The organism is Bacillus sp. RO1, from assembly GCF_012524115.1.
Lineage (GTDB): Bacteria > Bacillota > Bacilli > Bacillales > Bacillaceae_I > Sutcliffiella_A.
Genome location: NZ_JAAZWB010000048.1, coordinates 56,460 through 81,804, shown reverse-complemented (window position 1 = coordinate 81,804; position 25,345 = coordinate 56,460). Strand labels below are relative to the sequence as shown.

Annotated in this window: 25 protein-coding genes; 14 read left to right on the top strand and 11 right to left on the bottom strand. The window is 42.3% G+C overall.

All coding sequences use genetic code 11. The features are described from left to right. Positions 1 to 500 precede the first annotated feature (500 nt). The 3 genes from HC179_RS05425 (at position 501) to HC179_RS05415 (ending at position 8,344) form a co-directional block, all read left to right on the top strand. Complete coding sequence (locus tag HC179_RS05425; protein ID WP_168863406.1) at positions 501 to 1,796, top strand: glutamate-1-semialdehyde 2,1-aminomutase; 1,296 nt, start codon at positions 501 to 503, stop codon at positions 1,794 to 1,796. 356 nt (positions 1,797 to 2,152) lie between these two features. Then, positions 2,153 to 6,622 carry a glutamate synthase-related protein gene (locus HC179_RS05420; RefSeq protein WP_168863405.1) on the top strand — a complete coding sequence of 1,490 codons (4,470 nt, stop codon included), beginning with the start codon at positions 2,153 to 2,155 and terminating at the stop codon, positions 6,620 to 6,622. 624 nt (positions 6,623 to 7,246) lie between these two features. Then, a complete protein-coding gene (locus tag HC179_RS05415; RefSeq protein ID WP_168863404.1) occupies positions 7,247 to 8,344 on the top strand; it encodes an FUSC family protein in 1,098 nt (365 codons plus the stop codon). Between the two features lie 277 nt (positions 8,345 to 8,621). Here the strand turns inward: HC179_RS05415 and HC179_RS05410 are convergent, their stop codons facing one another. From HC179_RS05410 to fabL, 5 genes are all read right to left on the bottom strand, one after another. Further along, positions 8,622 to 10,367 carry an ABC transporter ATP-binding protein gene (locus tag HC179_RS05410; protein ID WP_168863403.1) on the bottom strand — a complete coding sequence of 582 codons (1,746 nt, stop codon included), beginning with the start codon at positions 10,365 to 10,367 and terminating at the stop codon, positions 8,622 to 8,624. Between the two features lie 352 nt (positions 10,368 to 10,719). After that, positions 10,720 to 11,250: a nucleoside tri-diphosphate phosphatase gene (gene ntdP, locus HC179_RS05405; protein ID WP_010199009.1), complete on the bottom strand. Its 531-nt coding sequence runs from the start codon at positions 11,248 to 11,250 to the stop codon at positions 10,720 to 10,722. Between the two features lie 169 nt (positions 11,251 to 11,419). Beyond that, the gene (locus HC179_RS05400; RefSeq protein WP_168863402.1) at positions 11,420 to 11,671 is read right to left on the bottom strand and encodes a YgaB family protein; all 252 of its coding nucleotides are present in this window, start codon (positions 11,669 to 11,671) and stop codon (positions 11,420 to 11,422) included. A gap of 300 nt (positions 11,672 to 11,971) precedes the next feature. After that, positions 11,972 to 12,166, bottom strand: a complete 195-nt coding sequence (locus HC179_RS05395) for a gamma-type small acid-soluble spore protein (RefSeq protein WP_168863401.1) — start codon at positions 12,164 to 12,166, stop codon at positions 11,972 to 11,974. A gap of 83 nt (positions 12,167 to 12,249) precedes the next feature. Beyond that, a complete protein-coding gene (gene fabL / locus HC179_RS05390; protein ID WP_168863400.1) occupies positions 12,250 to 12,999 on the bottom strand; it encodes an enoyl-[acyl-carrier-protein] reductase FabL in 750 nt (249 codons plus the stop codon). A 110-nt stretch (positions 13,000 to 13,109) separates the two neighbouring features. On the opposite strand from fabL, the gene HC179_RS05385 reads away from it, so the two are divergent. Continuing rightward, complete coding sequence (locus HC179_RS05385; protein ID WP_168863399.1) at positions 13,110 to 13,334, top strand: hypothetical protein; 225 nt, start codon at positions 13,110 to 13,112, stop codon at positions 13,332 to 13,334. 41 nt (positions 13,335 to 13,375) lie between these two features. Here HC179_RS05385 and mutY read toward each other — a convergent pair whose 3' ends face one another. Both mutY and HC179_RS05375 read right to left on the bottom strand, forming a co-directional pair. Then, positions 13,376 to 14,482, bottom strand: coding sequence for an A/G-specific adenine glycosylase (gene mutY, locus HC179_RS05380; protein WP_168863398.1), 1,107 nt, complete (start codon positions 14,480 to 14,482; stop codon positions 13,376 to 13,378). A gap of 16 nt (positions 14,483 to 14,498) precedes the next feature. Continuing rightward, entirely contained in the window at positions 14,499 to 14,816 is a 318-nt protein-coding gene (locus HC179_RS05375; RefSeq protein WP_168863397.1) for a hypothetical protein, read from the bottom strand. An 84-nt stretch (positions 14,817 to 14,900) separates the two neighbouring features. Here HC179_RS05375 and HC179_RS05370 point away from each other — a divergent pair, with 84 nt between their 5' ends. Continuing rightward, positions 14,901 to 15,887, top strand: a complete 987-nt coding sequence (locus tag HC179_RS05370) for a metal-dependent hydrolase (RefSeq protein WP_168863396.1) — start codon at positions 14,901 to 14,903, stop codon at positions 15,885 to 15,887. Positions 15,888 to 15,919: 32 nt separating this feature from the next. On the opposite strand, the gene HC179_RS05365 is transcribed toward HC179_RS05370, so the two are convergent. Beyond that, on the bottom strand, positions 15,920 to 16,189 hold the full coding sequence (locus HC179_RS05365; protein ID WP_168863395.1) for a YfhJ family protein: 270 nt from the start codon (positions 16,187 to 16,189) through the stop codon (positions 15,920 to 15,922). Positions 16,190 to 16,321: 132 nt separating this feature from the next. Between HC179_RS05365 and HC179_RS05360 the strand changes: the two genes are divergently transcribed. After that, a complete protein-coding gene (locus HC179_RS05360) occupies positions 16,322 to 16,486 on the top strand; it encodes a small, acid-soluble spore protein K (RefSeq protein WP_010198995.1) in 165 nt (54 codons plus the stop codon). Between the two features lie 87 nt (positions 16,487 to 16,573). Continuing rightward, complete coding sequence (locus HC179_RS05355) at positions 16,574 to 16,744, top strand: YpzG family protein (RefSeq protein ID WP_010198993.1); 171 nt, start codon at positions 16,574 to 16,576, stop codon at positions 16,742 to 16,744. A 23-nt stretch (positions 16,745 to 16,767) separates the two neighbouring features. Here HC179_RS05355 and HC179_RS05350 read toward each other — a convergent pair whose 3' ends face one another. Continuing rightward, complete coding sequence (locus HC179_RS05350; RefSeq protein ID WP_346775120.1) at positions 16,768 to 17,112, bottom strand: YfhH family protein; 345 nt, start codon at positions 17,110 to 17,112, stop codon at positions 16,768 to 16,770. A gap of 84 nt (positions 17,113 to 17,196) precedes the next feature. On the opposite strand from HC179_RS05350, the gene HC179_RS05345 reads away from it, so the two are divergent. Continuing rightward, on the top strand, positions 17,197 to 17,856 hold the full coding sequence (locus HC179_RS05345) for an SDR family NAD(P)-dependent oxidoreductase (protein ID WP_168863394.1): 660 nt from the start codon (positions 17,197 to 17,199) through the stop codon (positions 17,854 to 17,856). A gap of 208 nt (positions 17,857 to 18,064) precedes the next feature. Here the strand turns inward: HC179_RS05345 and recX are convergent, their stop codons facing one another. Continuing rightward, positions 18,065 to 18,865: a recombination regulator RecX gene (gene recX / locus HC179_RS05340; protein ID WP_168863393.1), complete on the bottom strand. Its 801-nt coding sequence runs from the start codon at positions 18,863 to 18,865 to the stop codon at positions 18,065 to 18,067. A 108-nt stretch (positions 18,866 to 18,973) separates the two neighbouring features. On the opposite strand from recX, the gene HC179_RS05335 reads away from it, so the two are divergent. The 5 genes from HC179_RS05335 (at position 18,974) to HC179_RS05315 (ending at position 22,672) form a co-directional block, all read left to right on the top strand. Then, positions 18,974 to 19,885: a TIGR01777 family oxidoreductase gene (locus HC179_RS05335; RefSeq protein WP_168863392.1), complete on the top strand. Its 912-nt coding sequence runs from the start codon at positions 18,974 to 18,976 to the stop codon at positions 19,883 to 19,885. 23 nt (positions 19,886 to 19,908) lie between these two features. Continuing rightward, positions 19,909 to 21,036 carry an amidohydrolase gene (locus tag HC179_RS05330; RefSeq protein ID WP_168863391.1) on the top strand — a complete coding sequence of 376 codons (1,128 nt, stop codon included), beginning with the start codon at positions 19,909 to 19,911 and terminating at the stop codon, positions 21,034 to 21,036. A gap of 233 nt (positions 21,037 to 21,269) precedes the next feature. Beyond that, positions 21,270 to 21,833: a GNAT family N-acetyltransferase gene (locus HC179_RS05325; RefSeq protein ID WP_060666546.1), complete on the top strand. Its 564-nt coding sequence runs from the start codon at positions 21,270 to 21,272 to the stop codon at positions 21,831 to 21,833. 102 nt (positions 21,834 to 21,935) lie between these two features. Continuing rightward, on the top strand, positions 21,936 to 22,058 hold the full coding sequence (locus HC179_RS05320; RefSeq protein WP_168863390.1) for a YfhE family protein: 123 nt from the start codon (positions 21,936 to 21,938) through the stop codon (positions 22,056 to 22,058). 416 nt (positions 22,059 to 22,474) lie between these two features. Then, entirely contained in the window at positions 22,475 to 22,672 is a 198-nt protein-coding gene (locus HC179_RS05315; RefSeq protein WP_088017384.1) for a YfhD family protein, read from the top strand. A 109-nt stretch (positions 22,673 to 22,781) separates the two neighbouring features. Here the strand turns inward: HC179_RS05315 and HC179_RS05310 are convergent, their stop codons facing one another. Then, positions 22,782 to 23,312: a DoxX family protein gene (locus tag HC179_RS05310; protein ID WP_168863389.1), complete on the bottom strand. Its 531-nt coding sequence runs from the start codon at positions 23,310 to 23,312 to the stop codon at positions 22,782 to 22,784. A 497-nt stretch (positions 23,313 to 23,809) separates the two neighbouring features. Between HC179_RS05310 and HC179_RS05305 the strand changes: the two genes are divergently transcribed. Next, positions 23,810 to 25,318: a gluconokinase gene (locus HC179_RS05305; protein ID WP_168863388.1), complete on the top strand. Its 1,509-nt coding sequence runs from the start codon at positions 23,810 to 23,812 to the stop codon at positions 25,316 to 25,318. The last annotated feature ends 27 nt before the right edge of the window (positions 25,319 to 25,345 follow it).

Genomic DNA, 25,345 nt, shown 5'->3' with positions numbered 1-25,345 from the left:
TGCAGAGGTGACGTCGTCATAGGTAGTGTATGACGACCGGTGAAGGTGAAAATGCAGAGGTGACGTCGTCATAGGAGGTGTATGACAACCGGTGAAGGTGAAAATGCAGAGGTGACGTCGTCATAGGTAGTGTATGACGACCAGTGAAGGTGAAAATGCAGAGGTGACGTCGTCATAGGTAGTGTATGACGACCGGTGAAGGTGAAAATGCAGAGGGGCAGTCGTCATAGGGGATTAATCCTTAGATCTCGTTGTAACTATTTTTACACATTAATATTAATATGGACTTGACTCTCTACGAGACAGAATCAACTACTCCCTTCCTCTTTTGGCACCGTTCCCGCTCTACGATGACAAAACCAACCGCTCCCTACCTTTTCTGACATTATTCCCCATTTCCCCTGGCTCCACCAGCGATTCTCCATTACATCCCCACCACATTCATGATAAAATAACATATCATTTGATTTACCTTAATCAATAGGAGGACACGATCAATCATGAACTTTTCTAAATCACAACAAATACACGAAGAAGCCTTGCAACATATCGTCGGCGGTGTAAATAGCCCGTCACGTTCTTATAAAGCCGTTGGTGGCGGCGCACCGGTCGTAATGGAACGTGCGGAAGGAGCTTATTTCTGGGATGTTGACGGCAACAAATACATTGACTACCTGGCAGCATACGGCCCGATCATCACTGGTCATGCCCATCCACATATAACAGAAGCAATTACAAAAGCAGCACAAACCGGAGTCCTATACGGAACACCTACTCCCCATGAAGTGAAATTTGCAAAAATGCTGAAAGAAGCGATGCCTGGAATGGACAAAGTACGTTTCGTTAACTCCGGCACAGAAGCGGTAATGACAACAATCCGTGTGGCACGCGCTTACACAGGTCGCGACAAAATCATCAAGTTTGCCGGCTGCTATCACGGTCACTCCGACCTTGTTCTTGTTGCAGCAGGATCTGGTCCGGCAACACTTGGAACACCAGATTCCGCTGGAGTTCCAAAGAGCATTGCCAATGAAGTAATCACGGTTCCTTTTAACGATATAGAACCGTTCCGTGAAGCGATGGAAAAATGGGGCGACCAGATTGCAGGCGTTCTTGTGGAACCAATCGTCGGTAACTTTGGAATTGTAGAACCGAAACCTGGCTTCCTACAAGCCGTTAACGACATCAGCCATGAAGCTGGCGCTCTAGTTATCTATGATGAAGTTATCACAGCATTCCGCTTTATGTATGGCGGTGCCCAGGACATGCTTGGAATCAAACCCGACCTGACAGCGCTTGGAAAAATTATCGGCGGTGGACTTCCGATCGGAGCGTATGGGGGCCGTGCGGAGATTATGGAGAAAGTGGCGCCACTTGGCCCTGCATATCAAGCAGGAACCATGGCAGGTAATCCGGCATCCATCCTATCAGGAATCGCTTGCTTGGAAGTACTCCAAAAAGAAGGAGTCTATGAACACCTAGACCATATCGGAGCATTGCTAGAACAAGGTATTCTCGAAAGAGCCGAAAAGTACGGTATCACGATTACCATCAACCGCCTCAAGGGAGCCCTTACCATCTACTTTACGGATGAAACAGTAGTTAACTATGAACAGGCAGAAAATACAGACGGCGAACAGTTTGCAAAATTCTTTAAACTGATGCTGAATCAAGGAATCAATCTTGCCCCTTCCAAATACGAAGCATGGTTTGTGACAACCGAGCATACCGAAGAAGATGTAAGAGTGACACTAGATGCTGTGGAGCACGCATTCAAAGAATTAGCAACTGCATAAATATACAAGACAGCGTGTACACCAACACGCTGTCTTTTTCTATACTAAAGCTTGAAAACGCTTACAAATAAACACTTTTTCTTCCCTTCTACATGTATGACCTCTTCAACTTTTTGCATAAAAAATTGATTTTTATTGTTTGAAATGTTAGTATATAATTTAAAGTCTGAAAATTCCCTTATTTATTTTTCCTCACTTTTTACCTATTTATAAGAAAACCGCCGAGCTTACCTCACGCAGAACAGATAGACACTACTAACTAACTGCATTGGTTTTTCTTATCAAACTATCAAACCACAGGAGGTGAATGGCTAGTTAGGGTCCCCACTTTTATCCCTAGTTAACAGCCAATCCATATGAAAAATTGGAGTCCAAGTACATTTAAAGATTTTCACAACGCAGAACACGATGCATGTGGTATTGTATCCGCTATAGAAAAGAAAAAAATCCCAACAAAGAAAAATATTGATGACTGTATAGATGCTCTTGTCAAAATGAACCACCGTGCAGGTTTTATTAATGGTGAAGGAGACGGTGTCGGTATTCATATCGATATCCCCCGTGCACTATGGAAAGAGAAACTTGAGAAAGCCGACAAAGACGCTTCACTTGTAGATCGCGAAGATTTCGTAGTCGGACACTTTTTCATCAATCACCATGTAGATGTAGACCAAGTGAAACAGGAGATTACTAGTATTTTAGAAAAAGAATCTTTTAAACTAGTTTTTGCTTCTGATACCGTTACTTCTTCTGAAGCATTAGGACCAATTGCAATCATCCAAGATCCAGTGTTCTGGCAGATTGCCCTTGTTTCAGAAAAGGAAGAATGCACACAAGCGCAACTCTTCCAAGCTGCCATTGAAATCGAAAAAAATGATGACGTGCATGTCGCCTCCCTGTCGAACTACCATGCAGTATATAAAGTAATGGGTGCGGGCGATATTTTGCCGAAATTCTATCATGATCTTGCAAACCCGCTTGTAGCGTCCACGATGACACTTGGCCATAATCGCTATTCTACTAATACGCTTTCAAACTTTTTTCGCGTGCAACCATTTAGCGTCCTAGGCCATAACGGAGAGATCAATACGATTGCTAAACTCCGTGACGAGGCAACAATGATTGGCGTGCCACTGACAAATGGAGGTAGTGATTCTCAGGACTTAAACAGAACGATCGACACATTGATTTCTCGAGATGGCTTCACACTATTTGAAGCACTTGATATTGTATTCCCACCGATTGTCAATGAAATCAAAAGCTATCCTGCTCATTTACAGGACCTATACACTTATGTGCGTGAAACATGGGGCCACTTTGCACAAGGTCCTGCAGGTATCATTTCCCGCAATAAAGACGAAGCGGTATTCAGTCTAGATGCACTTGGCTTGCGTCCAGTTTGGATGCTGCAAACAGAAACTTCTTATTATTTTTCATCAGAACCTGGTATCATTCCGACAACGGAATACACAGCAGAGCCGAAACCCTTCTCCCCAGGCGAGAAAGTTGGAATGAAATGGGATGGCGATACGATTAAAGTGTATGACTATCATGCCTATCAAGAAGAAGTCTATCAGCGCATGAACGCGAAGTTTGCTGTAGAAGGATTTGCTGAACGTTTGAATGCACCAAAGCTTGATAACTATGTATCCACCGCTCCCCTTGCAAAAGTGCATAACGGACATTATGCAGCTTTTGGTTGGGACCGTGAGCATATTCAGTTAATTGAGCAGATGGCGGAAAAAGGTGCAGAACCGATTCGTTCCCTTGGTCATGACGTGCCGCTTGCTGCCATGAATCCAGGACGCAATAATATTGCTGATTTTATAAAAGAAAGCGTTGCAGTCGTAACGAATCCAGCAATCGACCGTGATCGTGAGACAGAACACTTTTCCACAAGAACAGTTCTAGGTGCCCGTCCTGCGCTTCAAAAAGAAGACGAAGTACCGAATGGTTACACAATGGAACTTCTTTCTCCATTATTAGTAGAAGGCCAGGTTGCCATGGATTGTGCTGCAGAATTGGGGCAGCCTTCCTACGACCAAGTAGTAAACCAATTCCAAACTCAAGGGCTGACTTATTACGTAAATGCTACCTGTGGTTCGGATGAAGATATCACATCTGCTTTGGACCGTTTAAAAGCCGAAGCCTTAGACGCTGTAAAAGATGGCAAAACATTATTAATCATCGACGATGCCCAAGCACATAAGGATGGCCAGCTTTGGTTGGATCCGCATCTTGTGACGGCAGCGATTAATGAAGAGTTAGTTCAACATCAATATCGCCGTAAATGTGCACTACTGCTTCGTTCCGGTGCCATCCGCTCTCTTCATGATGTGATGGTGGCAATTGGACTTGGTGCAAATGCCATCAGTCCGTACCTACTATTCGGTACAGTGAGTGATGAGACAACTAAGCCTGTTGTGAACCTTTTCGGGGCAATGACGAAAGGTATGGAAAAAGTTATTTCCACAATTGGTATCCATGAATTAAGAGGATACGGTCGCTTATTCTCTGCAATCGGCCTTCATAAAGAAATCGAGGATTCACTTGGAATCGTTAATTTCCTCGGCTCTGATAAGCTCGGCTTTAATTTTACAAAATTAAAAGAGGATGCTGCAGACCGTGCAGTGGACTTTGAAGATGAAAAAGCTCGCCCTGGAAAATCGTTCCATCTCTTCCCTCGTATCTGGAAAGCAATCGGGGATGTGGCAAAGAACGGAACATACGATGACTATCGTGAAAAGCTGGATGAACAAGAAACGAAAAACCCTATTACCATTCGTCATTTGACTGACTTGAGGGTCTCCGGCAAACAACCTGCAAAAGAAAAAGTGAATATCGGGGTAGGCGCACACGATCTGCCATTCGTCATTGCATCCATGTCCTTCGGTTCACAGAATGAGATTGCATTCAGAGCATATGCCGAAGCAGCAGATAAGCTGAACATGGTCAGCCTGAATGGTGAGGGCGGCGAAATCAAAGATATGCTTGGAAAATATCCAAAAACCCGCGGACAGCAAGTGGCATCCGGACGTTTTGGAGTAAATGCCGAGCTGCTTAACTCCTCGAACCTTTTGGAAATCAAGATTGGTCAAGGAGCAAAGCCTGGTGAAGGAGGACACTTGCCTGGATCAAAAGTTACAGCCAAAATCGCCGAAGCACGTAACGCAACGATTGGATCGGATTTAATCTCCCCATCCAATAACCATGACATTTATTCTATCGAAGACTTGGCTCAGATGATTGCCGAGTTGAAAACAGCCAACGATCAGGCGAAAGTGGCAGTGAAAGTACCGGTTGTTCCTAATATCGGTACGATTGCAGTCGGAATCGCAAAAGCTGGCGCTGACATCATTACCATCAGTGGTTTTGACGGCGGTACAGGGGCAGCAAGAATCCACGCCCTTCAATATGTAGGTTTACCAGTTGAAATTGGTGTAAAAGCTGCGCACAACGCGTTGATTGAATCCGGTCTCCGCAACAAAGTGGAAATCTGGGCGGACGGCGGAATCAAGAGTGCCCTAGACTGCATGAAGGTTATGCTATTAGGTGCCAACCGTATTGGTTTCGGAACTCTTTCCATGATTGCCATCGGTTGTACAACGTGCCGCGGTTGTCACCTTGATACATGTCACGTTGGTATTGCAACACAAATCGAATCCGAAGCACAAGCGAAAGACCACGGTCTTCGTCGCTTTGTTCCTAGACAATCTGATCTTGCCGTACAAGGCTTGATGAATCTTTTCACTGCTTTTGGTGATGAGCTGAAAGCATTAACCGCTTCTTTAGGCTTTGATAACCTGCAGGAAATCGTCGGCCGCTCTGACCTTCTCGAGCAGACGCGTGGCTTGGAATCGCTGGACCTATCCAACTTGCTTCATACGTTAGACGTGCCACAGCTAGCACAAAAAGAAGTGGCGGCAAGCATGGAGAAAGAAAAACTTCTTGTAGCAGCTGGTGCGGAATATCTCGATTACCAAGAAAGCGATTTGCATCAATCTCGTCAATTTGATGCGGTTACAGCAGAACAACGTGTCCTTGGAAGCCGCGTTTCTTGCCACCGTGTACGCGGACGCTTGGACGGCTCTTACCTTGATCTTCCTGAAGTGGAACTTCGCTACAACAAAGGCTCCATTCCAGGTAACGGACTTGGTGCCTACAACTCCACCGGTATCAACATCAAGGTTGAGGGTGGCGCACAGGATGGCATCGGTAAAACCGCATTCGGAGGAAGCATCTTTGTCTTCAAATATAAAGGGAAAGACGGCAAGTTCTATAACGGTTCTGTCGGAAAAGGCTTTGGTTACGGCGCACAAAAAGGAGCGCTTGTTGTGCAAGGAAACGCCGACGCTCGTGCAGGTATCCGCCTTTCCGGGGCAGACATGATTATCGGTGGGAAAGTTACGAATCCTATCCCAGCTGTTGAACATGGAAACCTTGGAGTCAATGCCAATATTAAAGGCTTTGCTTTTGAGTACATGACGAATGGTCGAGGCCTTGTCCTTGGTGACCCTGGTCCATGGATCTGCGCAGGTATGACAGGTGGTACCGTCTACCTTCGTCACCAGCCGGAAATGGGCTTGACGAAAGAAGCACTTCAACGCCGTATCGCAAAAGGTGCTAAAGTGAATATCGAACCACTTAATGAAGTTGGTTTGAAGGATGTTGTGGAGTTACTGTCTATCTATCATCAATCACTTTTAGATCAACACCAACTAGAAGAAGCCGCAGAAATCAAGCAAATGCTCGACAACCCGGCAGACTTCTTCCTGCAAGTCAACCCTGTCAAAGAACAGGCAGACCCAGCAGTATCCACAGAATGATTTATCTCTTTACTACAGCCCGCATAATTTTGCGGGTTTTTTTTCAGAAAAAGATTTGTGAATTATAGCATCCTTGTTGATTGAAGTGGAAGGCGCGCAGACGCCCGCGGGAGGAAGGGACAGGTGAGACCCCGCAGGCGTAAGCCGAAACCGCTTAAATTATCAAGTGGATAGACATTGCTAGCTGTGGATTGGAGCAAATGGCGAAGACTCCTGCGGGGGAGTAGCGACAATATTGAGACCCCGCAGGGCGCAGCCCGAGGAAGCTCAAGGTCGCCCCGCGGAAAGCGAAGCCATTTGCGGAAATCAACAGCGGTGTCTAAACAACATATAATATCAAAAACTTTTTCATTAGATTTGGGAAAGCCGAGGAAGCTCACGGACCGCCCGCAGGCAAGCGAAGCGCCTGGAACGGACGTCACAAAGATAAAATTAGACAGTCCCGCAAACTTCAATTTGCGGGCTTTTTACTGTCAAATTTCTGCTTGCGCTACTTAAGGAAACGGTGTATAGTACAATATCGAATAACATGATTACCACACTTGCGACATATACTATTAAGTGTTTAACTTTTAAAAAAATAGGCTATAAAATTCGGAAAGACAAGAAAGGACTTATTTTAAAATGAAATTTGGTGCCCGTATAGTCAAGACCGGTATCGCGATCACCCTTGCTTTGTTTGTGGCAGAGTGGCTTGACGTCCCCACGCCCTTCTTTGCAGGAATCGCAGCGATTTTTGCTATCCAACCATCCATCTATAAATCTTATCAATCTATTATTGAACACGTTCAGGCCAACCTGATTGGGGCAATCTTAGCCATCATCTTCTCCTTACTATTCGGAAATGATCCTTTTATCATCGGTTTGACAGCCATTTTTGTAATTGGAATCAACTTAAAACTAAAAATTGAAAATACCATTCCACTAGCTCTAGTAACCGTTATCGCGATTATGGAAAGCCCTGGGGAAAACTTTTTTGAATTTGCACTAATACGTTTCTCAACCGTCATGATAGGTATCCTTTGTGCTTTTCTAGTCAACCTGATTTTTCTACCGCCAAAATATGAAACAAGGCTTTATTACAAGGTAAAATTAACGACAGAAGACATCATAAAGTGGATTCGAATCAACATGCGCCACGGCACGGAACACCATCTCTTGAAAACAGATATTGAAATGCTGCATCAACGAGTGCTCAAGCTTGAACAACTTTTTATGCTGTATAAGGAAGAAAGAACTTACTTTCCTACATTAAAAAATTCAAGCTCCAAAGCTCGAAAGCTTGTTATTTTCAGACAACTAATTGTAACTAGCAACCGGGCTTTATATACATTAAAAATGCTGCACAGGTTAGAAAACGAACTGCACCATATGCCGGTAGAGTACCAGCATTACATTAAAGCAGAATTGGATCACTTGGTTAACCTGCACGAGCAAATCTTGTTAAAATTCGTCGGCAAAATAAAACAGCATAACACCTCAGAAATGTACGAAGAAGAACGCTTTAACAAACAGCAATTTATTGATGAATTTATGGCTCATAAAGACAACTGGTGCGAATATGAAGGCGATGTAGAAGTCTGGTACCACCTGTTCCCGCTTGTCTCTAAGATCATTGATTATAGCGATCAATTGGAGCATTTGGACAAATTGATCGATAGCTTCCAGAAGTACCATGTGGGTGATAATGAGTTCGAAATTGGGGCAAATGAAGAAGAATAGGACACTTTCCTGCTTTTTAATAAGGCGGGGAGGTGTTTTTTTATGGGGAAAATTGCTTTAATGTAGAAGGTTGCTTGGGAAATGTAGAAGGTAATCCGGGAAATGTAGAAGGTCGGCTCTGAACGGTATAACATTACCACTAAAGTGGCAGAAGATCGCCTCAAAATGGTAGAACCCCTAATGGCCGCAGCCATCTGCTGGAGATCCCCAAAACTCCCCCAAACAAAAAAAACAACCTCCAGCAGAAAAAGATCCGCTAAAGGTTGACTCACAGAAATTAGCTTATTTCTTGTATCGTAAACAAATTATAATAGTGACCTTTTTTCCTCATTAATTCCTCATGAGAACCGACTTCCACAATCTCACCGTGCTCAAGCAGCACAATGCGGCTTGCATGGGTGATGGTTGATAGGCGATGAGCAACGACAAAGGTTGTCCGGTTGGCCGCCAAACGTTCCAGCGACTCCTGAATCAAATGTTCACTCTCAAGATCAAGTGCAGATGTTGCTTCATCCATTACAAGGATTGGCGGATTCTTCAAGAATACACGGGCAATGGCAACACGCTGTTTCTGGCCACCAGAAAGCTTCACACCGCGCTCTCCCACTTTCGTTTCGTAGCCCTCAGGCAAGCTTGAGATAAAATCATGAGCATTGGCAGCTTTGGCCGCTTCCATAATCTCATCCATTGTTGCGTCAGGTTTACCAAGTGCAATATTTTCACGAACGGTATCACTGAACAAAATGCTGTCCTGCAATACAATCCCAATTTGTTTTCGTAACGACTGAACGGTGACATCGCGAATGTCTACTCCATCTAGCTTGATTTTACCTTCTGTTACATCATAGAATCGTGGCAACAAGCTTACCAAGGTAGATTTTCCACCACCACTCATCCCAACTAGGGCAATCGTTTCCCCCTCCCGTACTTGCAACGAAAGGTTCTTCAAAACATACTCTTCATTTTCTTCATATTTAAAAGAAACATTTTCAAAGCTGACTTCACCGCGTGCAGTCTTACATTCTACGGCATTCGGCTTGTCAGTAATATCATATTTTTCATCCACAAATTCAAACACTCGGTCCATGGATGCAATTGATTGCGTCAACGTTGTGGAAGAATTGATCAATCGGCGCAACGGATTGTAAAGGCGATCAATATAGGCTACAAACATGACCATTTCCCCTACCGTAAGCCCCTGATTTATAACCTGATAACCCGCGTACCCGATTACTAAAAGCGGAGCAATATCCGTTATCGTATTGACTACTGCAAAAGTCTTCGCGTTCCAACTTGTATGATCCAATGCTTTTTGCAGAAAGTTTGTGTTCTGCTTTTTAAATTGCTCCTGCTCATAGTCCTCAATCGCCATGCTTTGGATGACAGGCATTCCCTGGACCCGTTCATGCAAGTGCCCTTGTACCTCTGCAAGCGCCTGTGAACGAACCCTTGTAAGGTGGCGCAGACGACTGTAGAAATACTTAATCGAGAAGCCATAAAACGGAAATAAAATAATGGATACAAGCGTCAACGTGATGTCGACTTGGAACATAATTACGATGACAATTAAAATGGTCGCTAAGTCGAGCCAAAAGTTCATCAAACCGGTGATAACAAAATTCTTGGTCTGTTCGACATCATGAATGACCCTCGAAATGACTTCCCCTGCCCGGTTATTCGCATAAAAACGCAAGCTCAACCTTTGAATATGATCAAACAACTTATCTCTTAAATCATATAAGACCTTGCTGCCTGTCCATTGTGCAAAATATTGTCTGTAGTATTCAATCGGCGGTCTTAACACCAAAAATGTTATAAAAATTGCGCCCATGATTAAAAGCAGCTCGTTTGTTTTCTCCTCTGCTGAGCGGCCGTCTACAAGCAATATGTCATCGACTACGTATTTCAATAATAAAGGAATTAATAATGGCAACCCAAATTTCAACATTCCTATAAGTATGGTACCGACAATTTGCCACCGATACGGTTTCACAAATTGCATGTACCGTTTTATACTATCCAATTGACTTCCTCCCAAATGATGACTGCTATCTTTTCTTTTTAGCTTCCTCTTTTCAATTTGAAACATGTATTTATTATTTCTAAAAAACGTCGCTGTTGATTTCCGCACTGGGCTTCGCTTTCCTAGGGGCGGTGCTTGAGCCTCCTCTCAACGCTTCAGGGGTCTCAACCTACCGCTATCTCCCTCAGGACAAGGAAAGCTTCGGCAGCGATATATCGCACGAAGAAAATGCGTAGCATTTTCGAGGAGTCTTCGCTCTGTGCTCCAATCAACAGCTAGGGAACACTCATTAATTAGCCATAAAACAAAAAAGGCCTGGCATATCAAGTTACCAGTTGCCTTTTGCATGAAACTATCCTCTGTATGTGAGGTAGCGCTCGTACCATAAATCAATAAAGTCCGGAGCAAACGGACCTTTTCGCTGCCTAATCCACGAAATCAACGTTTGGACATTACTCTTTAGGATTTTATCAATTACCTCTGGGTAGTTCATCTCTTTACGGTGTTTCTCGTACTCATCTTCATCAAGCAAAATAAACGTCATATCAGGGAACACTTTTATATCTAAGTCATAATCTATGTATTTCAACGCTTCATCATCCGCTATAAATGGTGAACTGATATTGCAATAATAGTACACCCCATCTTCTCTGATCATGCCGATGATATTGAACCAATGCTTTCCATGAAAATAACAAATTGCTGGTTCTCTTGTGACCCAGGTTCTACCGTCCGACTCTGTCACAATGGTTTTGTCGTTTCCACCAATAACAAGGTTTTGCGTCCCCTTAAGCACAGTCGTTTCATCCCACACTCTGTGAATGTGACCGTTGTGCTTATAGCTATGTATTTGTATTGTTTCACCTTCTTTGGGACAACCCATTCCTCTTCCCCTTCTTTCTATTCTATGCCCGCACTTCTCAGCTAAAAGCAAACCATTTTCTACTATTATAACGGTTCCCGTGAGATTTTAAAACAAAAGAGCCATCTTTATAAAAAGAAGATAGCTCCACCGCTCTAAATAAACTCTGATTTAATTTAAAATTATTCGATTAAAAAGACTCCTGCAAGTGAAAAGATTTAATTGCCTCTTCTGTTTGCGTTTCAAAAATGGATTGAATTTCTGCTAATTCTTCTTTCATCTTCGCTATGTCTTCTTTTAATTTTCTTAGCTTTTCGGCTTCTTCCTCTAATTGCTCCAGCTGTTCTATCACCTTTTCATTCTGCTCAATCTCTCCCTGAAGTAACAACAATCTATCCATCGTCTTTAACTGCTCCGCCACCGCCACATCAAACCTATCCACCACAAAATCCTCCTCCTTACCAAATACCATACCCTCTACTCATAACATTCTTCCCCCACCTCTCAATCCCTTTGACTACATATGTTGAGCTGAGGGAAGTTTTGTCGAGCAAAAAATTTTGCTTAAGGGGTCAGACCCCCACAGGAGAATCAAACCTAACGTCGAAGGCTTGCTACCACTAAAGGGTTTGTCAAATTTTGACGAACGAAAAGGGGTCAGACCCCACAAGGAATTTCGTTCTCCACAACGAAGAAGCACTCCATATCGATATGATAAGGAGTGCTTCGTGTTATTGCTTAATTATTGTTGTTGGTTTTGTTGGTTCTTTTTCGCTGCAGCTTGAGCGTTTTGTTGTTTCACATGTTGCGCGCTAGTTTCGCTCGCATACTCAGCACCGTATTGTTGTTGGTTTTGTTGAGCATTTTGTTGTTTCACGTGTTGAATGCTTGTACCAGAAGCTGTTTTAGCTTGGTTTGGTTGGTTGTTGTTTGCCATTGTTTATCACCTCCACGAAATTTAAGATAACCATTTCGAAAGGAAACTATGACAAAAAAATTAAAAATTATTTTCTGTATATTTTAGACAAGTAAAGACCTTCCGCCATCCACGATAATCGTCTGTCCTCGAATCATGCTAGCCTGATCAGATAGTAAGAATAACACCGTATTCACCAGGTCATCAGGCTCTACCATTCGTCCTGCAGGTGTGTTATTCTTTGCATCTTCAAGCAGCTCTTCTCTATTTGGGAAGTGCTTCAACGCATCCGTATCCACTGCCCCGCCTGACACTGCATTTACCACAATATTCTTATCTGCAAGCTCGACGGCAAGATAACGAGTCAATGCTTCAATGGCAGCCTTGGACACTCCAACAGTTGTGTAATTTTTCAAATAGCGGATGGAGCCTAAAGAGCTGATGCTGACAATTTTACCGCCGCCTACTTTCTCCATTCGTTTTGCTGCCTCCTGCGCTAGAAACAATAATGCTTTTGAGTTGATATTCATTGTCCAATCCCAGTGAGACTCCTCTAATTCCATGACATGGCGCAGCACACCTGATGCGGCATTACTCACTAATAGATCAAGACGACCAAACTCTTCGTCTATTTTCACAAACATTTCTTTAATCTTTTCCGGCTGTCCGACATTTGCCTTCACAGTCAGTGCCTTTACACCCAGCGCTTCGATTTCGGCTGCTGTTTCTTGTGCAGCTGATTTACTCCGGTTATAGTTGATGACAATGTTATAGCCGTCCTTAGCCAGTTCCAACGCAATTTTCTTCCCGATACCACGGCTGCTTCCCGTTACTAATGCTACTTTGTTAGTCATTTTCTCTACTCCTTTATGTATGGAAACTATATATAATATCTTTCAGTATAAGCCTTATTGATTCATCAAACAATAACAGCATAAACATTGCCATAAAGGAGGCAGAAGCTATGTACGTTGGACGTGATATGACGGAACTATCGATGCATTCCAAAAAAGAATGGAAAGACAGCGAACTGGCTTACTTTCATCATTCCTTACAACAAATGGTCCCTTATTTAAATGCAGAGGGTCAGAGCATTCACATGGAGATTGTGAAGGAAATTGAAGCGCGTGGCGGATTTCAACGTCATGAAGCTGATTGGACACACGGAACTCGAATAAGTTATGACTGAACATGAAAAGGGATCAACCGAAAATGGTTGATCCTCCTTGCTTATTCCATCACCTTGATGTATTCCTTCCACATGTTCTGATGCGAAACAGGAAATGCATACTCCTTCATTTCCTCTGCCGTTACCGCTACAAGGTCACTTCCCTCAGGAAGCTCTCCTTCCCAGCTTCCAACGTAAACATTTACATCCCATACTAAGTGAGAGAAGACGTGTTTAATATCGCAAACATATTCACCAGGTGTAATATTCAAACCATACTCCGTTTTCATCAATTGCTGTAACTGCTGCTTGGCCGTTCCCAGCTCATCTACTTTCACAAAATTAGGGAACTCCCACAGGTTAGCCAATAACCCTTCGCTTGACCTCTTATGAATTAAAAATCGTCCGTCATTATCTTTGAAAATTCCTGCAACAAGTGCAATCTGCTTTGTTGATTTCTTTTTTGTTTTTACAGGAAGCTCCCGTTGAACTCCCTCTGCAAAAGCACGGCAATGTTCACGGACCGGACATAATAAACAGGAAGGTGAGGTTGGTGTGCAGACCATTGCACCGAGTTCCATCAACCCTTGATTAAAAAACGACGGGTTCTCTTTTGAAATAAGATCCCGAATCACTTCTTCAAAAACTTTCCGGGTCTTAGGCTTGGCAATATCATCTCTTATCAAAAGTATTCGAGATAATACCCTCATGACATTACCGTCCACGGCTGGTTCAGGAACACCATACGCAATACTAAGAATCGCTCCTGTTGTGTACGGGCCCACTCCTTTTAATGTGGAGATTTCCTTAGGCGTATTAGGTACAATCCCTCCATAGCTTTCATAGACCTCCCTGACCGCAGTTTGCAAATTTCTTGCACGAGAGTAGTAACCAAGACCTTCCCAAGCCTTTAACACCCTGTCCTCTTCTGCTTCAGCCAAGCTTTGGATGTTTGGGAATTGTTCAATAAAGGAATTAAAATAAGGGATAACTGTGTCCACTTTTGTCTGTTGGAGCATGATTTCTGATACCCATACTTTATAGGGGTCTTGATCCTTACGCCATGGCAGATCTCTTTGCTCCCTTTCAAACCAAGTAATTAAATCTTCTTGAAAGCCATATATATCAAAGTCATCTAGTCGTTCGTGATGAGTACTTTCTTTTTTCAAAATAAACCTCCATGTTTTAGCTAGAAATTTTCAAGCCTATATATTCAACCGTTCCTACCTCTGTGTCAATATATTGGGACAGTTCATGAAAAACATTGCTTTGCTTGGAACCACGCAATGCTTTCATGGCAAAATAATGCGATTCAGTTGGAAGTAGAAAAGATTCACGATAGTAAGCAGCTCCTTTTTCAGAACCAGCTTTTGTCCAATGATACTCATTTGCTCCCATTTGGTTCATTGCTTGCAGAACGCGATGCATCGTTTCTTCATATTGAAGAGTCACTGTTTCCTTTATAGGATATTGAATGAAAATATGCAACTGTTTTGTTATCATGTTTGAAAACACCCCTTTTGCATCAGACTAAATAAAAAATAGATTGTGCCAGTTTTTCTAAACAGCCGGAAAGGAGGCCCACCATTGGATACTGGAACACATGTTGTAATGGGTATTGCGATTGGATCCATGGCTACTATTGATCCATTTGTAGCAAGTAGCCCTGAAACAGCAACAGCCATCATGATGGGAGCAGTAATCGGTTCACAGGCTCCGGACACGGATACCATTTTGAAATTCAGAAATAACGCGACATATATTAGAAATCACCGTGGAATTACTCATTCCATTCCAGCAGTGTGCCTCTGGCCGATTCTTATAGCACCGGCCATTTATTTGTTTATACCAGAAGCAAATTTTCTTTATTTATGGATTTGGACATTTATAGCCGTAATCCTTCATGTTTTTGTCGACATTTTCAACGCTTATGGGACACAGGCTCTCCGTCCTTTTACAAAAAGATGGGTGGCACTTGGAATTATTAATACCTTTGACCCCGTAATATTCGGCTTTCATATTGCCGGACTTGTCCTCTGGGGAGCTGGATTTCACCCAGGCTACACATTTCTGGCGATATACGGCATATTAATTGCCTATTATGTGCTGCGATATCGAATGCAGCAAAAAGTGTTGCAACAAGTGCGGGAAATCATTCCAAGTGTGAAACAAACCATCATTTCACCGACACTATATTGGAACCAATGGCATTTAGCTATTACTACTAAAGATAATTTTTACGTCGCCAGGGCAGTCAAGTATCAAATCTTCATTCACGATACGTTTGAAAAAGTACCGCTTCCTGAAAACGCCATTATTGAAGCGGCAAAATTCGACGACAATGTTTCTGCATTTCTTTCCTTCTCTCCTGTATACCGGTGGGAAATGGAAGAATACGATGACCATTATGAGGTCCGTTTCATCGACCTAAGATACCGAAGTAAAGATTATTATCCTTTTGTGGCCATTGTACAGCTTGATCATAACCTCAATATTATTAGCTCGTATACAGGATGGATTTTCAGCGAAGAAAAGTTACGAACAAAACTAGAGATCATTCCAAATATAGACTAAACCGCTCGCCCAAACGATGGGCGAGCGGTCTTTTAGTGTGTCAGATGATCATCGGAATTCAAAAGATGCTTGTATTTTGGATTATTCGAAAAAAACTCATGAAGGCGATCTCCATGACGATCAATGATCTGCATGACCATTCTCTCTGTCATGTCCTTCCCCTTATATTCATATCCTGCCTTAGCATAGGAGCTCTCAAAATCCTCCCATAAAAGCTCCACCCAAGTTCTCGCCTTATCATAAGGTAAGGCAGAATTCTTTTCCATCAGACGATCAGCCAGACGTTCAAAATATTGTTCCATATAAACACTCCGTTTTAGTTTTGGTTTAATTTCACTATGCTTATCATTACATATAATCACTTCTAAAATCCAATATTAAAGATAGATGTTCGGCTACTCAGCCAGCATCCACTTACCGAGGAGGCGAGTCGCATGAGGAACAAAGCGAGAAACTTTCCGAACCCTAACGACAACAAGTTTGAAGGGGAAGGTCGTGCAAAGTCTGAATATGCTTCAAAGCGTGCTAATGGAACGATTAATACGCATCCACAGGAGCGCATGCGTGCTTCTGGTGCCAGAGAAGAAGATACATTCTAAACTTTGTGGATAAGGTTTTTTCGTATTTATAGCGGTTTCTACCGCTATGAAATTCGAAGCTACCCTAACTAATAGGAGGTTGTTATCATGGCAAAACAAAATCACAAGCCATCACGCAGTAATCCTTTTACGTTAAATGACCACCCGTTTCCGCAGCCTAATGCCCATTCTAAGCACTCGTTCCGTCAAGTAAACGGTGAGACGCAACAAGCTCAGAATATCCAGATCTTAGAAGTGCAGACAAGAAAAAGATCTTAACTAAGCAAAAAAGCAAAGAGGCCTTACGCTTCTTTGCTTTTTTCGTTCATGAGCATGGATATTGGCAAGCCTTCTTCTTCCTTGCTAGTAGTATCGCCGTGAATTCTATGTCCCCATGCAAAAACTCCGTTCATATAGGTTACTTTAAAATGAACACCAGGATCACCTTCTATTTCATACACATCTCCTGGATTGAAGTCCTCTGGATCTAACATATAAGCTTTTGCCATCGTAATCTTTCGTTCCAATACTGCAAACTCATTTACAATACCAAGTTGTTCCGCCTTTCGCGCCTTTTCTTTTAACATGGCGATTTCCTGATGTAACTCATGAGATGTCATCTGACTGTAGCGTTTTTCCTGTTCCACTTGCTTTCCCCCTAAAAAATCTATATAAAATAAGAATAGCACGATTCTGACATTACAAAAAGCTATTATGAAAAGGTGATTTGCATGCAAACAATACTGATCACAGGTGCCGGTACAGGCCTCGGAAAGGAATTGGCACTTTCTTACGCTAAAAAGGGTCACACGATAATATTGACTGGCAGAAGGTTAGATCCTTTGGAAGCTGTAAAAGAAGAAATTCTATCTTTGGGAGCAAAGGCCTTCGCCTACCAGATGGATATTGGCAGTTTAGAAAATGTTAAACAGGCGGTAAGTAAGATTATCTCCGAACATACTGTAGACTACTTACTGAACAATGCTGGTGCAGGCTGCTTCGGTCCGTTAACAAATTTAGATTATGGAGAGATTGAAACAGCCATTCAGACGAACGTATTAGGGACCATATTTTTAACGAAAGAATTACTTCCTCATTTGTTAAAGCAAGAGAATAGCAAAATCATGAACATCATCTCCACTGCCGGTCAAAAAGGAAAAGTGAATGAAAGCGTCTATGTTGCAAGTAAATTTGCAGTCCGCGGTTTTACCGAAAGCTTACAAAAAGAATTAGAAGGACAAATCCGTATCATCGCAACTTATATGGGCGGAATGGACACGCCTTTTTGGGATGAGACTAATCATATTAAGGACAAGTCCAGGTTGAAATCTCCTAGAGAAGTCGCTGAGATGATTGTTGCTCAGGATGACCAGTTGGAGATACAGATATGAGTTAAAAGCAGCCGCTTGGAACACGGGATGTCCAAAGCGGCTATTTTTTTAGAGAAGTATAAGTAACTTCTACCTCTAAAGTTAATTGTTCTACACTTTTGAATAGACCTTCTACATTTCCCGAATTTACTTCTACATTTCCCAAGCGAACTTGTACAACTAAGGAGGAATGGTCTACCATTTTGCTGCTTTTATCCTTTGATTAAAGTTAATTCCCCTCATTCTCCTCCAGCCACCGATCAATAAGGTCCATTCCGAATCCTTTTCTATACAAGGCGCCCTTCATCTTCATCTTATATTGGTACCCTTCAAGCCCTACGTATTTTCGGTGGTATTTTTCCGCTTGTTTTACAATTGCTTCCCACTCTTCTGATGTATCCTCCTCAAGTTCCGCCTCTTCCAGCGCTGTTTGGATGACGGAAAAAGCATATCCCTTTCTCACTAAAGCCTGCTCCACTTTTTGGATCATGATTTTAAAAGAGTCTTTTTTGTATTTAGGTGCATACTTCAACACAAGCTTTACCGCATGCTCAAGCTCTGTCTCTTGGCTATACTCCGCTTCAAGCACGTCCACAATAATATCCTTGCTGACACCCTTTTCAAGCAATTCCTGTTCCATGACGCCTCGGCCCTTCAAGGTCGTGTTCACTTGAGTCCTTACATATGCATTTGCGAATTCCTTGTCATTCAAGTACCCCTGCTCCCGCAGTCTTAAGACTATTTCTTTACTAATGAACGATTCATATTCTTTTTCCTTCAAATACTCTTCTATTTCTTTTTCTGTCCTCATCCGAAAAGAAAGATAATGAACCGCAGCATTATATGCTTTGTTGATTTGATCGCTGTAGAGGATTTCTTCTATATCCAGTTCATCTAGTTCCTTGCCTTTTACTAGCTGGAATTTTAATAGCGTCGCTTCGTACACAGCAAACGCGTACTCCTCATCCAAGAAAATATTGAATCTTTCCTTGTTTTTTTGCTGAACCGATATTTTTGTTATTTTACCCATTTCTGCTCTCACTCCGTTTCATAGCACATTGCGCCGTATTAAAAAAAGGATAATTAGGGAAAAGAACTAATATAGTATGTAAGATATTCTCTATGGAGGGTGATATAGATGAAGATTGCCATTGCAGGCGGTACGGGGCTTGTTGGTCAAGCTCTGACAGACCATTTAATTGATAAAGGACATTCCATCTTTATTTTAACGCGAAACACCTCTAATAAAAAGGAAAAAGCAAATGTCACCTATGTAGAGTGGCTAAAAGAATCTTCCACTCCAGAAGTAAGTTTAGATGGCATGGATGCTATAGTCAATCTAGCAGGCGAGTCCATCAACAGCGGTCGCTGGACGGAAGAGCAGAAAAAGAAAATAGTGGAGAGTCGCATTTCTTCAACAAAAGAAATCAATAGAATTATCGGTTCGTTGGAAAATAAACCAGAAGTGTTGGTGAATGCAAGTGCCATTGGCTTTTACGGGACTTCAGAGGCACAAACATTCACCGAGGCGGACACAACTCCTGGATCTGATTTTCTTGCTTCTACCGTTTATGCCTGGGAAAAGGAAGCGGAGCAAGTGAAGACAGAAGGGGTCCGTATGGTGCTTACACGTTTCGGGATTATTTTAGATAAAGAAGAAGGTGCACTACCTAGAATGATGCTGCCTTACAAAATGTTTGTTGGCGGAAAAATTGGCTCCGGTGAACAATGGATGTCTTGGGTGCATATTAAAGATGTAGTTGGCGCTATCGCTTTTAGCTTGGAAAATAAAGGGGTTGAAGGACCAGTGAATGTAGTGGCACCGCATCCAAAACAAATGAAAGATTTCGGTAAAACGCTTGGAAAAGTAATGGGCCGCCCACACTGGTTTCCGACACCAGGTTTTGCTTTGAAGATGGCGCTTGGAGAAATGAGTGTGCTCGTGTTGGAGGGCCAAAAGGTGCTCCCGATAAAATTAGAAGATAAAGGCTATAATTTTTTATTTTCCCATCTTGATGACGCTCTGTCCGACATATTACAATCAAAGTAATGACAGAAAATTAGGAGTCTTCTATGGGAATAGTAATGTTTCGAAACGCAACGGTGTATCCCATCACATCAGCTCCGATAAATAATGCGGATGTGATAACCGAAAATGGAAAAATAAACACGATTGGCAAAGGATTAGCCGTACCGGAAAACGGGAAAGTGATAGAATGTAATGAAAAATATTTATTTCCTGGATTTATCGATGTTCACACCCACCTTGGCTTATATGATGAAGGAACTGGTTGGGCAGGCAATGATGCCAATGAGACAGTCGAACCATTAACTCCCCATATCCGTGCACTAGACGGGGTCCATCCTTTTGACCCTGGATTCCAGGATGCCATTCAGTATGGAATTACGACTGTTCACGTTATGCCAGGAAGTGCGAATGTAATTGGAGGAACCACGTCAGTAATCAAAACCCATGGTGTGAACATCTCCAAAATGATTATTCAAGAAACTGCTGGGTTGAAGGTCGCTTTTGGTGAAAACCCTAAACGAATTCACAGTCAGGGAAATAAGGATTCCATTACCCGAATGGGCATTATGGGGATGCTTCGCGAAGCCTTTTATCAGGCAAAATATTACGACAACCCGGAAAATTTGCGTGTTAAGCCAATTATCATGGCTCTTGAGCAAAAGATTCCAGTTCGCATCCACGCTCACAGGGCAGATGATATCATGTCAGGCATCCGTTTTGCAGAAGAATTTAATTTGCGATTTACCATCGAACATTGTACAGAAGGACATCTGATTGCAAATGAATTGAGAGGCCGAAACATGAAAGTCTGTGTTGGACCAACGATGACGAGGAGATCAAAGATTGAATTAAAAAACAAAAACTGGAAAACCTATCAGGCATTATCAGAAGCAGGCGTCGAAGTATCCATTACAACAGACCATCCTTACACCCCTGTACAATACTTAAATATGTGTGCAGCTTTGGCAGTGAGGGAAGGATTAGATGAACAAAAAGCACTAGAGGGAATAACCATAACCGCGGCTAAAAACCTTAGTGTTTCTGACCGGGTTGGGAGTATTGAAACCGGAAAAGATGCCGACTTGGTACTATGGTCTCATCACCCATTCCAATTCCTTGCAAAGCCTGTCATGACAATGGTTGAAGGTGAAATAATTTACCAAAAAAATTAACAAAAAAGTTGTTTCTTTTTTAAATGAAATCGAGTATGATACGTAGGTAAACAAAATTAAATCAACTAACAATTGTGTTTAAATGTTAGGGAAGGCAAATGGTGCGCCACCAGTTAAACTGGTTCTAGTGGGTTCGATTCCCACCCCGAAATTTTTTGTAATTTAAAAAATTTCGAGGGTGGGCCAGTCTTCACGTGAACGTGACAGTTCTGCCCTCAATTGGAGGGTTAGACATGCTCAAAAAACGTGATTTCCAAGAATCTCAAACTCTTTATGAGTTAATGGTGCACCCCGAAGTCTTCCCTTTTGTGCGTCATAAAGCGTATTCCTACGATGAGTTTCTTTTCCTTACAAAACAGACCATCGAAGCGGAAGAGCGCGGAGAATTGATTTCACGTACCATTCTTGATGAGTGGGGCACTCCAATTGGAACAATCAATCTCTTCGATGTGCAAGACGGAGCAGGATTTCTCGGCACTTGGCTCGGCAAACCATACCATGGCAAAGGCTACAACCAACCTGCCAAGGATCAATTCTTCGAGGAACTGTTTTATGAACTCGATATTAAATCCATTTTCATGCGCATCCGCAAAGTAAATGTTCGTTCCACAAAAGCAGCGGAGAAATTACCATATGTCGTTTTGGCAAATGAAACGCGCAAAAGCCTGCTGGATGAGATCAACGGCGGAGAAGATATCTACAATCTTTATGAAATCTCCCGCGACCAATATACTTTATACAAACTGCGTACCGGACACGAAGTGCTGCACGAAGAGCATCAGTTGAAGGAAGCATAATAAATTTACGTCTGCCCATTGTTTTGGGTAGGCGTTTTTTAGTATATTTTCCCACTTTCTAGTTAAAACTGATGGTATGCAAATGTGAAGGAGGGGTTCTTGATGAGTGATAAAAAACGTCGTGAAAAGGCAAAGACAACATTAAGCAAAACACAGGAAGTTACCTACTCTCGTGAGTTTAAAATGGCGGATCGAGTTGGCGGATATACGGAGAGACGCCGATAGTCCTAATTAGAAAATATGAATCACAGTGAACGTGCCTTCATCCATCTTGCATCTTTGCATCTTGATGAAGGCACGTTTTTATATGTTTTACCTAATCAGGCGATTCTGGGACGTTTTCGGGCGATATTTTGAATTTACGGGCGAAAATTAATTTTTACGGGCGATTATTTAGAAATACGGGCGATTTACGAGACTATTCGGGCGACTTTTCAAATTTACGGGCGATTCGTGAAATCTCCCCCTAAATCCCACTTCCTAATAAAACTTCAATCTCCCTCCCGAACCACCACCCTCTTCCTCTCCAACATCTCCCTCACATCAGCGCCCTCTTCTCAGGTTAACCTATTTAAGAAGACATAAAGGACCAACAAGCGTATGTACCTTATGTCTATCGCATATTCTTAGGAGGGTTTCGAATGGGACGTTCACGCGGACATCAATCTGGTGGTAAGAACAAATCATCACTTCCACAAGTACCTAAGAACATGAAAAAAGCTGCACAAGATGCAGAATTCGCGAACGAGCAGCATGCAGACAATGAAATCTTAGAAGCACAAGCTCGCGCATCAGCAGCTGGAATTAAACGGAACAGCAAGAAGGATACCTTTAGATAGTTCCATTTTTGGCCGGTCATGATTGAACCAAATCATGACCGGCTTTTTAATCAACCAAAAAAAGCAACGTGTAACATCTCACGTCGCTTTTTCACTCAACTTCATTCCATTAATGAGCCGCTGCATGACCGCCATTCATTGTCTTTCGTCCGTTTCCACCGGTAGGTTTCATCTTGCGTTCATCCATTTTCTCTTTTACATATTTCACTGCAAAGCGATCTAGCCCGTAGAAGGTAGCTGCTGTGCCTGCTGCAATTAGTAATATGGCTGCAGTATATAGTACAGGGTTCGTGCTGACGGTTCCGGCCAACAGAAAGTTCAAGTTCATAAATGCTGCTCCTATAAGTGCCGGCAATGTTGCTAAGCCAAGTATGAGTGCAATTCCAACCAGCACTTCGCCCCATGGAATTAGAATGTTGATTAAACCAACATTAGGCAACGCTACATTCTCAAGAAATCCTGCGTACCATCCTTGTACCGCTGGGTGCGCTCCTTCCGCTTTTGCGATCGCGCCATGTAGAAATCCTTCTGCATCAAATGTTCCTATTTTCGGCAAACCGGCTTTTAGCCATTGTACCCCCAACCAAACTCTTAAAACTGTCCAAAGGATTGCCATTTTCGGTCCACGTAACCATTTCATGATTTACTCCTCCTACAATTCAGTTTGTGAAGTTTTTCACAATAACCTTTAAAAAAATTAGCCGGCTAGCTACTACTTTTGCTTTAGAAAGTTTGTGAAGTTTTTCACTTTCTTTCTATCTTTACTATACAACCATTTACTATCAATTACAATGCAGTTCACAAATTGTTCGCAATATTTATTTAGTTAACAAAAAGTACACACCTGTAAAACCTTTTATATCAATATAAATAAATCATTCAATTTCGAATAGTATTTTGTGGATAAATTTTCAGAATGTTGTTGATAATGTGGATAAACATGTGTATATCCCGTCTATCATGGGAATTGACTGTGCACAACTGAATATAAGTGTGACTTTTGAACCATTAAACATCAAGAAACCGTTCACGTATTACTTATACTAATATAATTATTATCTTTTCTAAACTGATTGATATCAACTACTCACAACGATTAAAATAAAGATACTATTATAAAGCGAGGTGTGGCACATAATGAGTAACTACATAATTGGATTGGATATTGGCACCTCTACAACTAGGTCTGTCATTTTCAATAGAAGTGGAGAAGTGATCTCTGAGTCAGAACATGCCTATTCCACCTACCGTCCAAAACCTAGTTATTCGGAACAAAATCCCATGGAGATAGAGAGTGCTGCACGTCTGGCCATCTCCACTTCTATTAGGAAATTAAGAATCGCACCCCACGATATTATTGGTCTAAGTATTTCTGCTCCAATGCATAGTTTGATCTGTATCGGTGATAATAACGAACCAATTTCCCCCATGATAACTTGGGCTGACGGCAGAAGCTATCCACAGGCTGCCATTATGAAGGAGTCTTACGGTCAAGACATATATGAGCAAACTGGAACGCCTATTCATCCCATGTCACCTTTTGTGAAGCTTGTTTGGATGAAAGAGAATCAATATACACCGTATTATGAAGCAACTCGCTTTGTTTCAATAAAAGAATATATTTTATATAAATGGTGCAAGACCTGGCAAGTAGATTATTCTATCGCCTCTGCGACCGGACTATTCAACATTCATACACTCCGTTGGGATGAAGAAGCACTTGCCATAGCCGGAGTAAATGAGTCTCAACTCTCAAAAGTGGTCCCCTGTTCCACACAAGTTGGACCACTTACAGCTGCTATCGCAAAAGAAATGTTACTACATACATCTACACCTATTATTATTGGGGCAAGTGGCGGTGTGCTTGCCAATATTGGGGTTGGTGCTACGGAAGAAGGAGAAACCGCATTAACGATTGGTAGCAGTGGGGCTATTCGAAGATTCACCACCCAAAAAACGATTGATGTGGAACAACGCACCTTTCAATATGCGTTTACGAAAGAACGTCGTATAGTCGGCGGCGCAACCAACAATGGTACGATTCTCATGCAGTGGCTAGCAAGACAATTCTCTTCCTTAACAAAAAAGGAAACAGTAGAAGTGTCTGATCTTGAAGCACTTGCTTCAACTTCAAGCGCAGGAGCTAACGGGCTATTTTTCCTGCCATACCTGAACGGAGAACGTGCTCCAAAATGGAACGCTAAAGCAAAGGGGGGCTGGATGGGCCTCACCCTTTCGCACACTAGTGCAGACATGATTCGCAGCGTGATGGAAAGTGTTATCTTCAACATGTATGAGATTCATGAAAAACTTCACGAAAACACACATCCTACAAAAAAACTGGTGGTCAGTGGTAGCTATGCTCGATCGCCTCTATGGGTACAGATGACAGCAGATATTTTCCGCAAAACGGTCATCTTACCGGAAAGTACCCATGCTACTGCGTGGGGTGCTGCCTGGTTTGGCATGTTTGCACTTGGAGAAGTAGAGTCCCTTGAAGCCATTAAATCATACATTCCAATTAAGCATGAGGTATTGCCTACTGTTCGTAATGTGGCAATGTATGAAGAATATTACCACCTCTACCGTGAGCTATATAATAAAAATAAACCGTTATTTGCAGAAATCGACCGGTTGCAATATTGACGATTTCAAGAATAATCGGGCAAATAC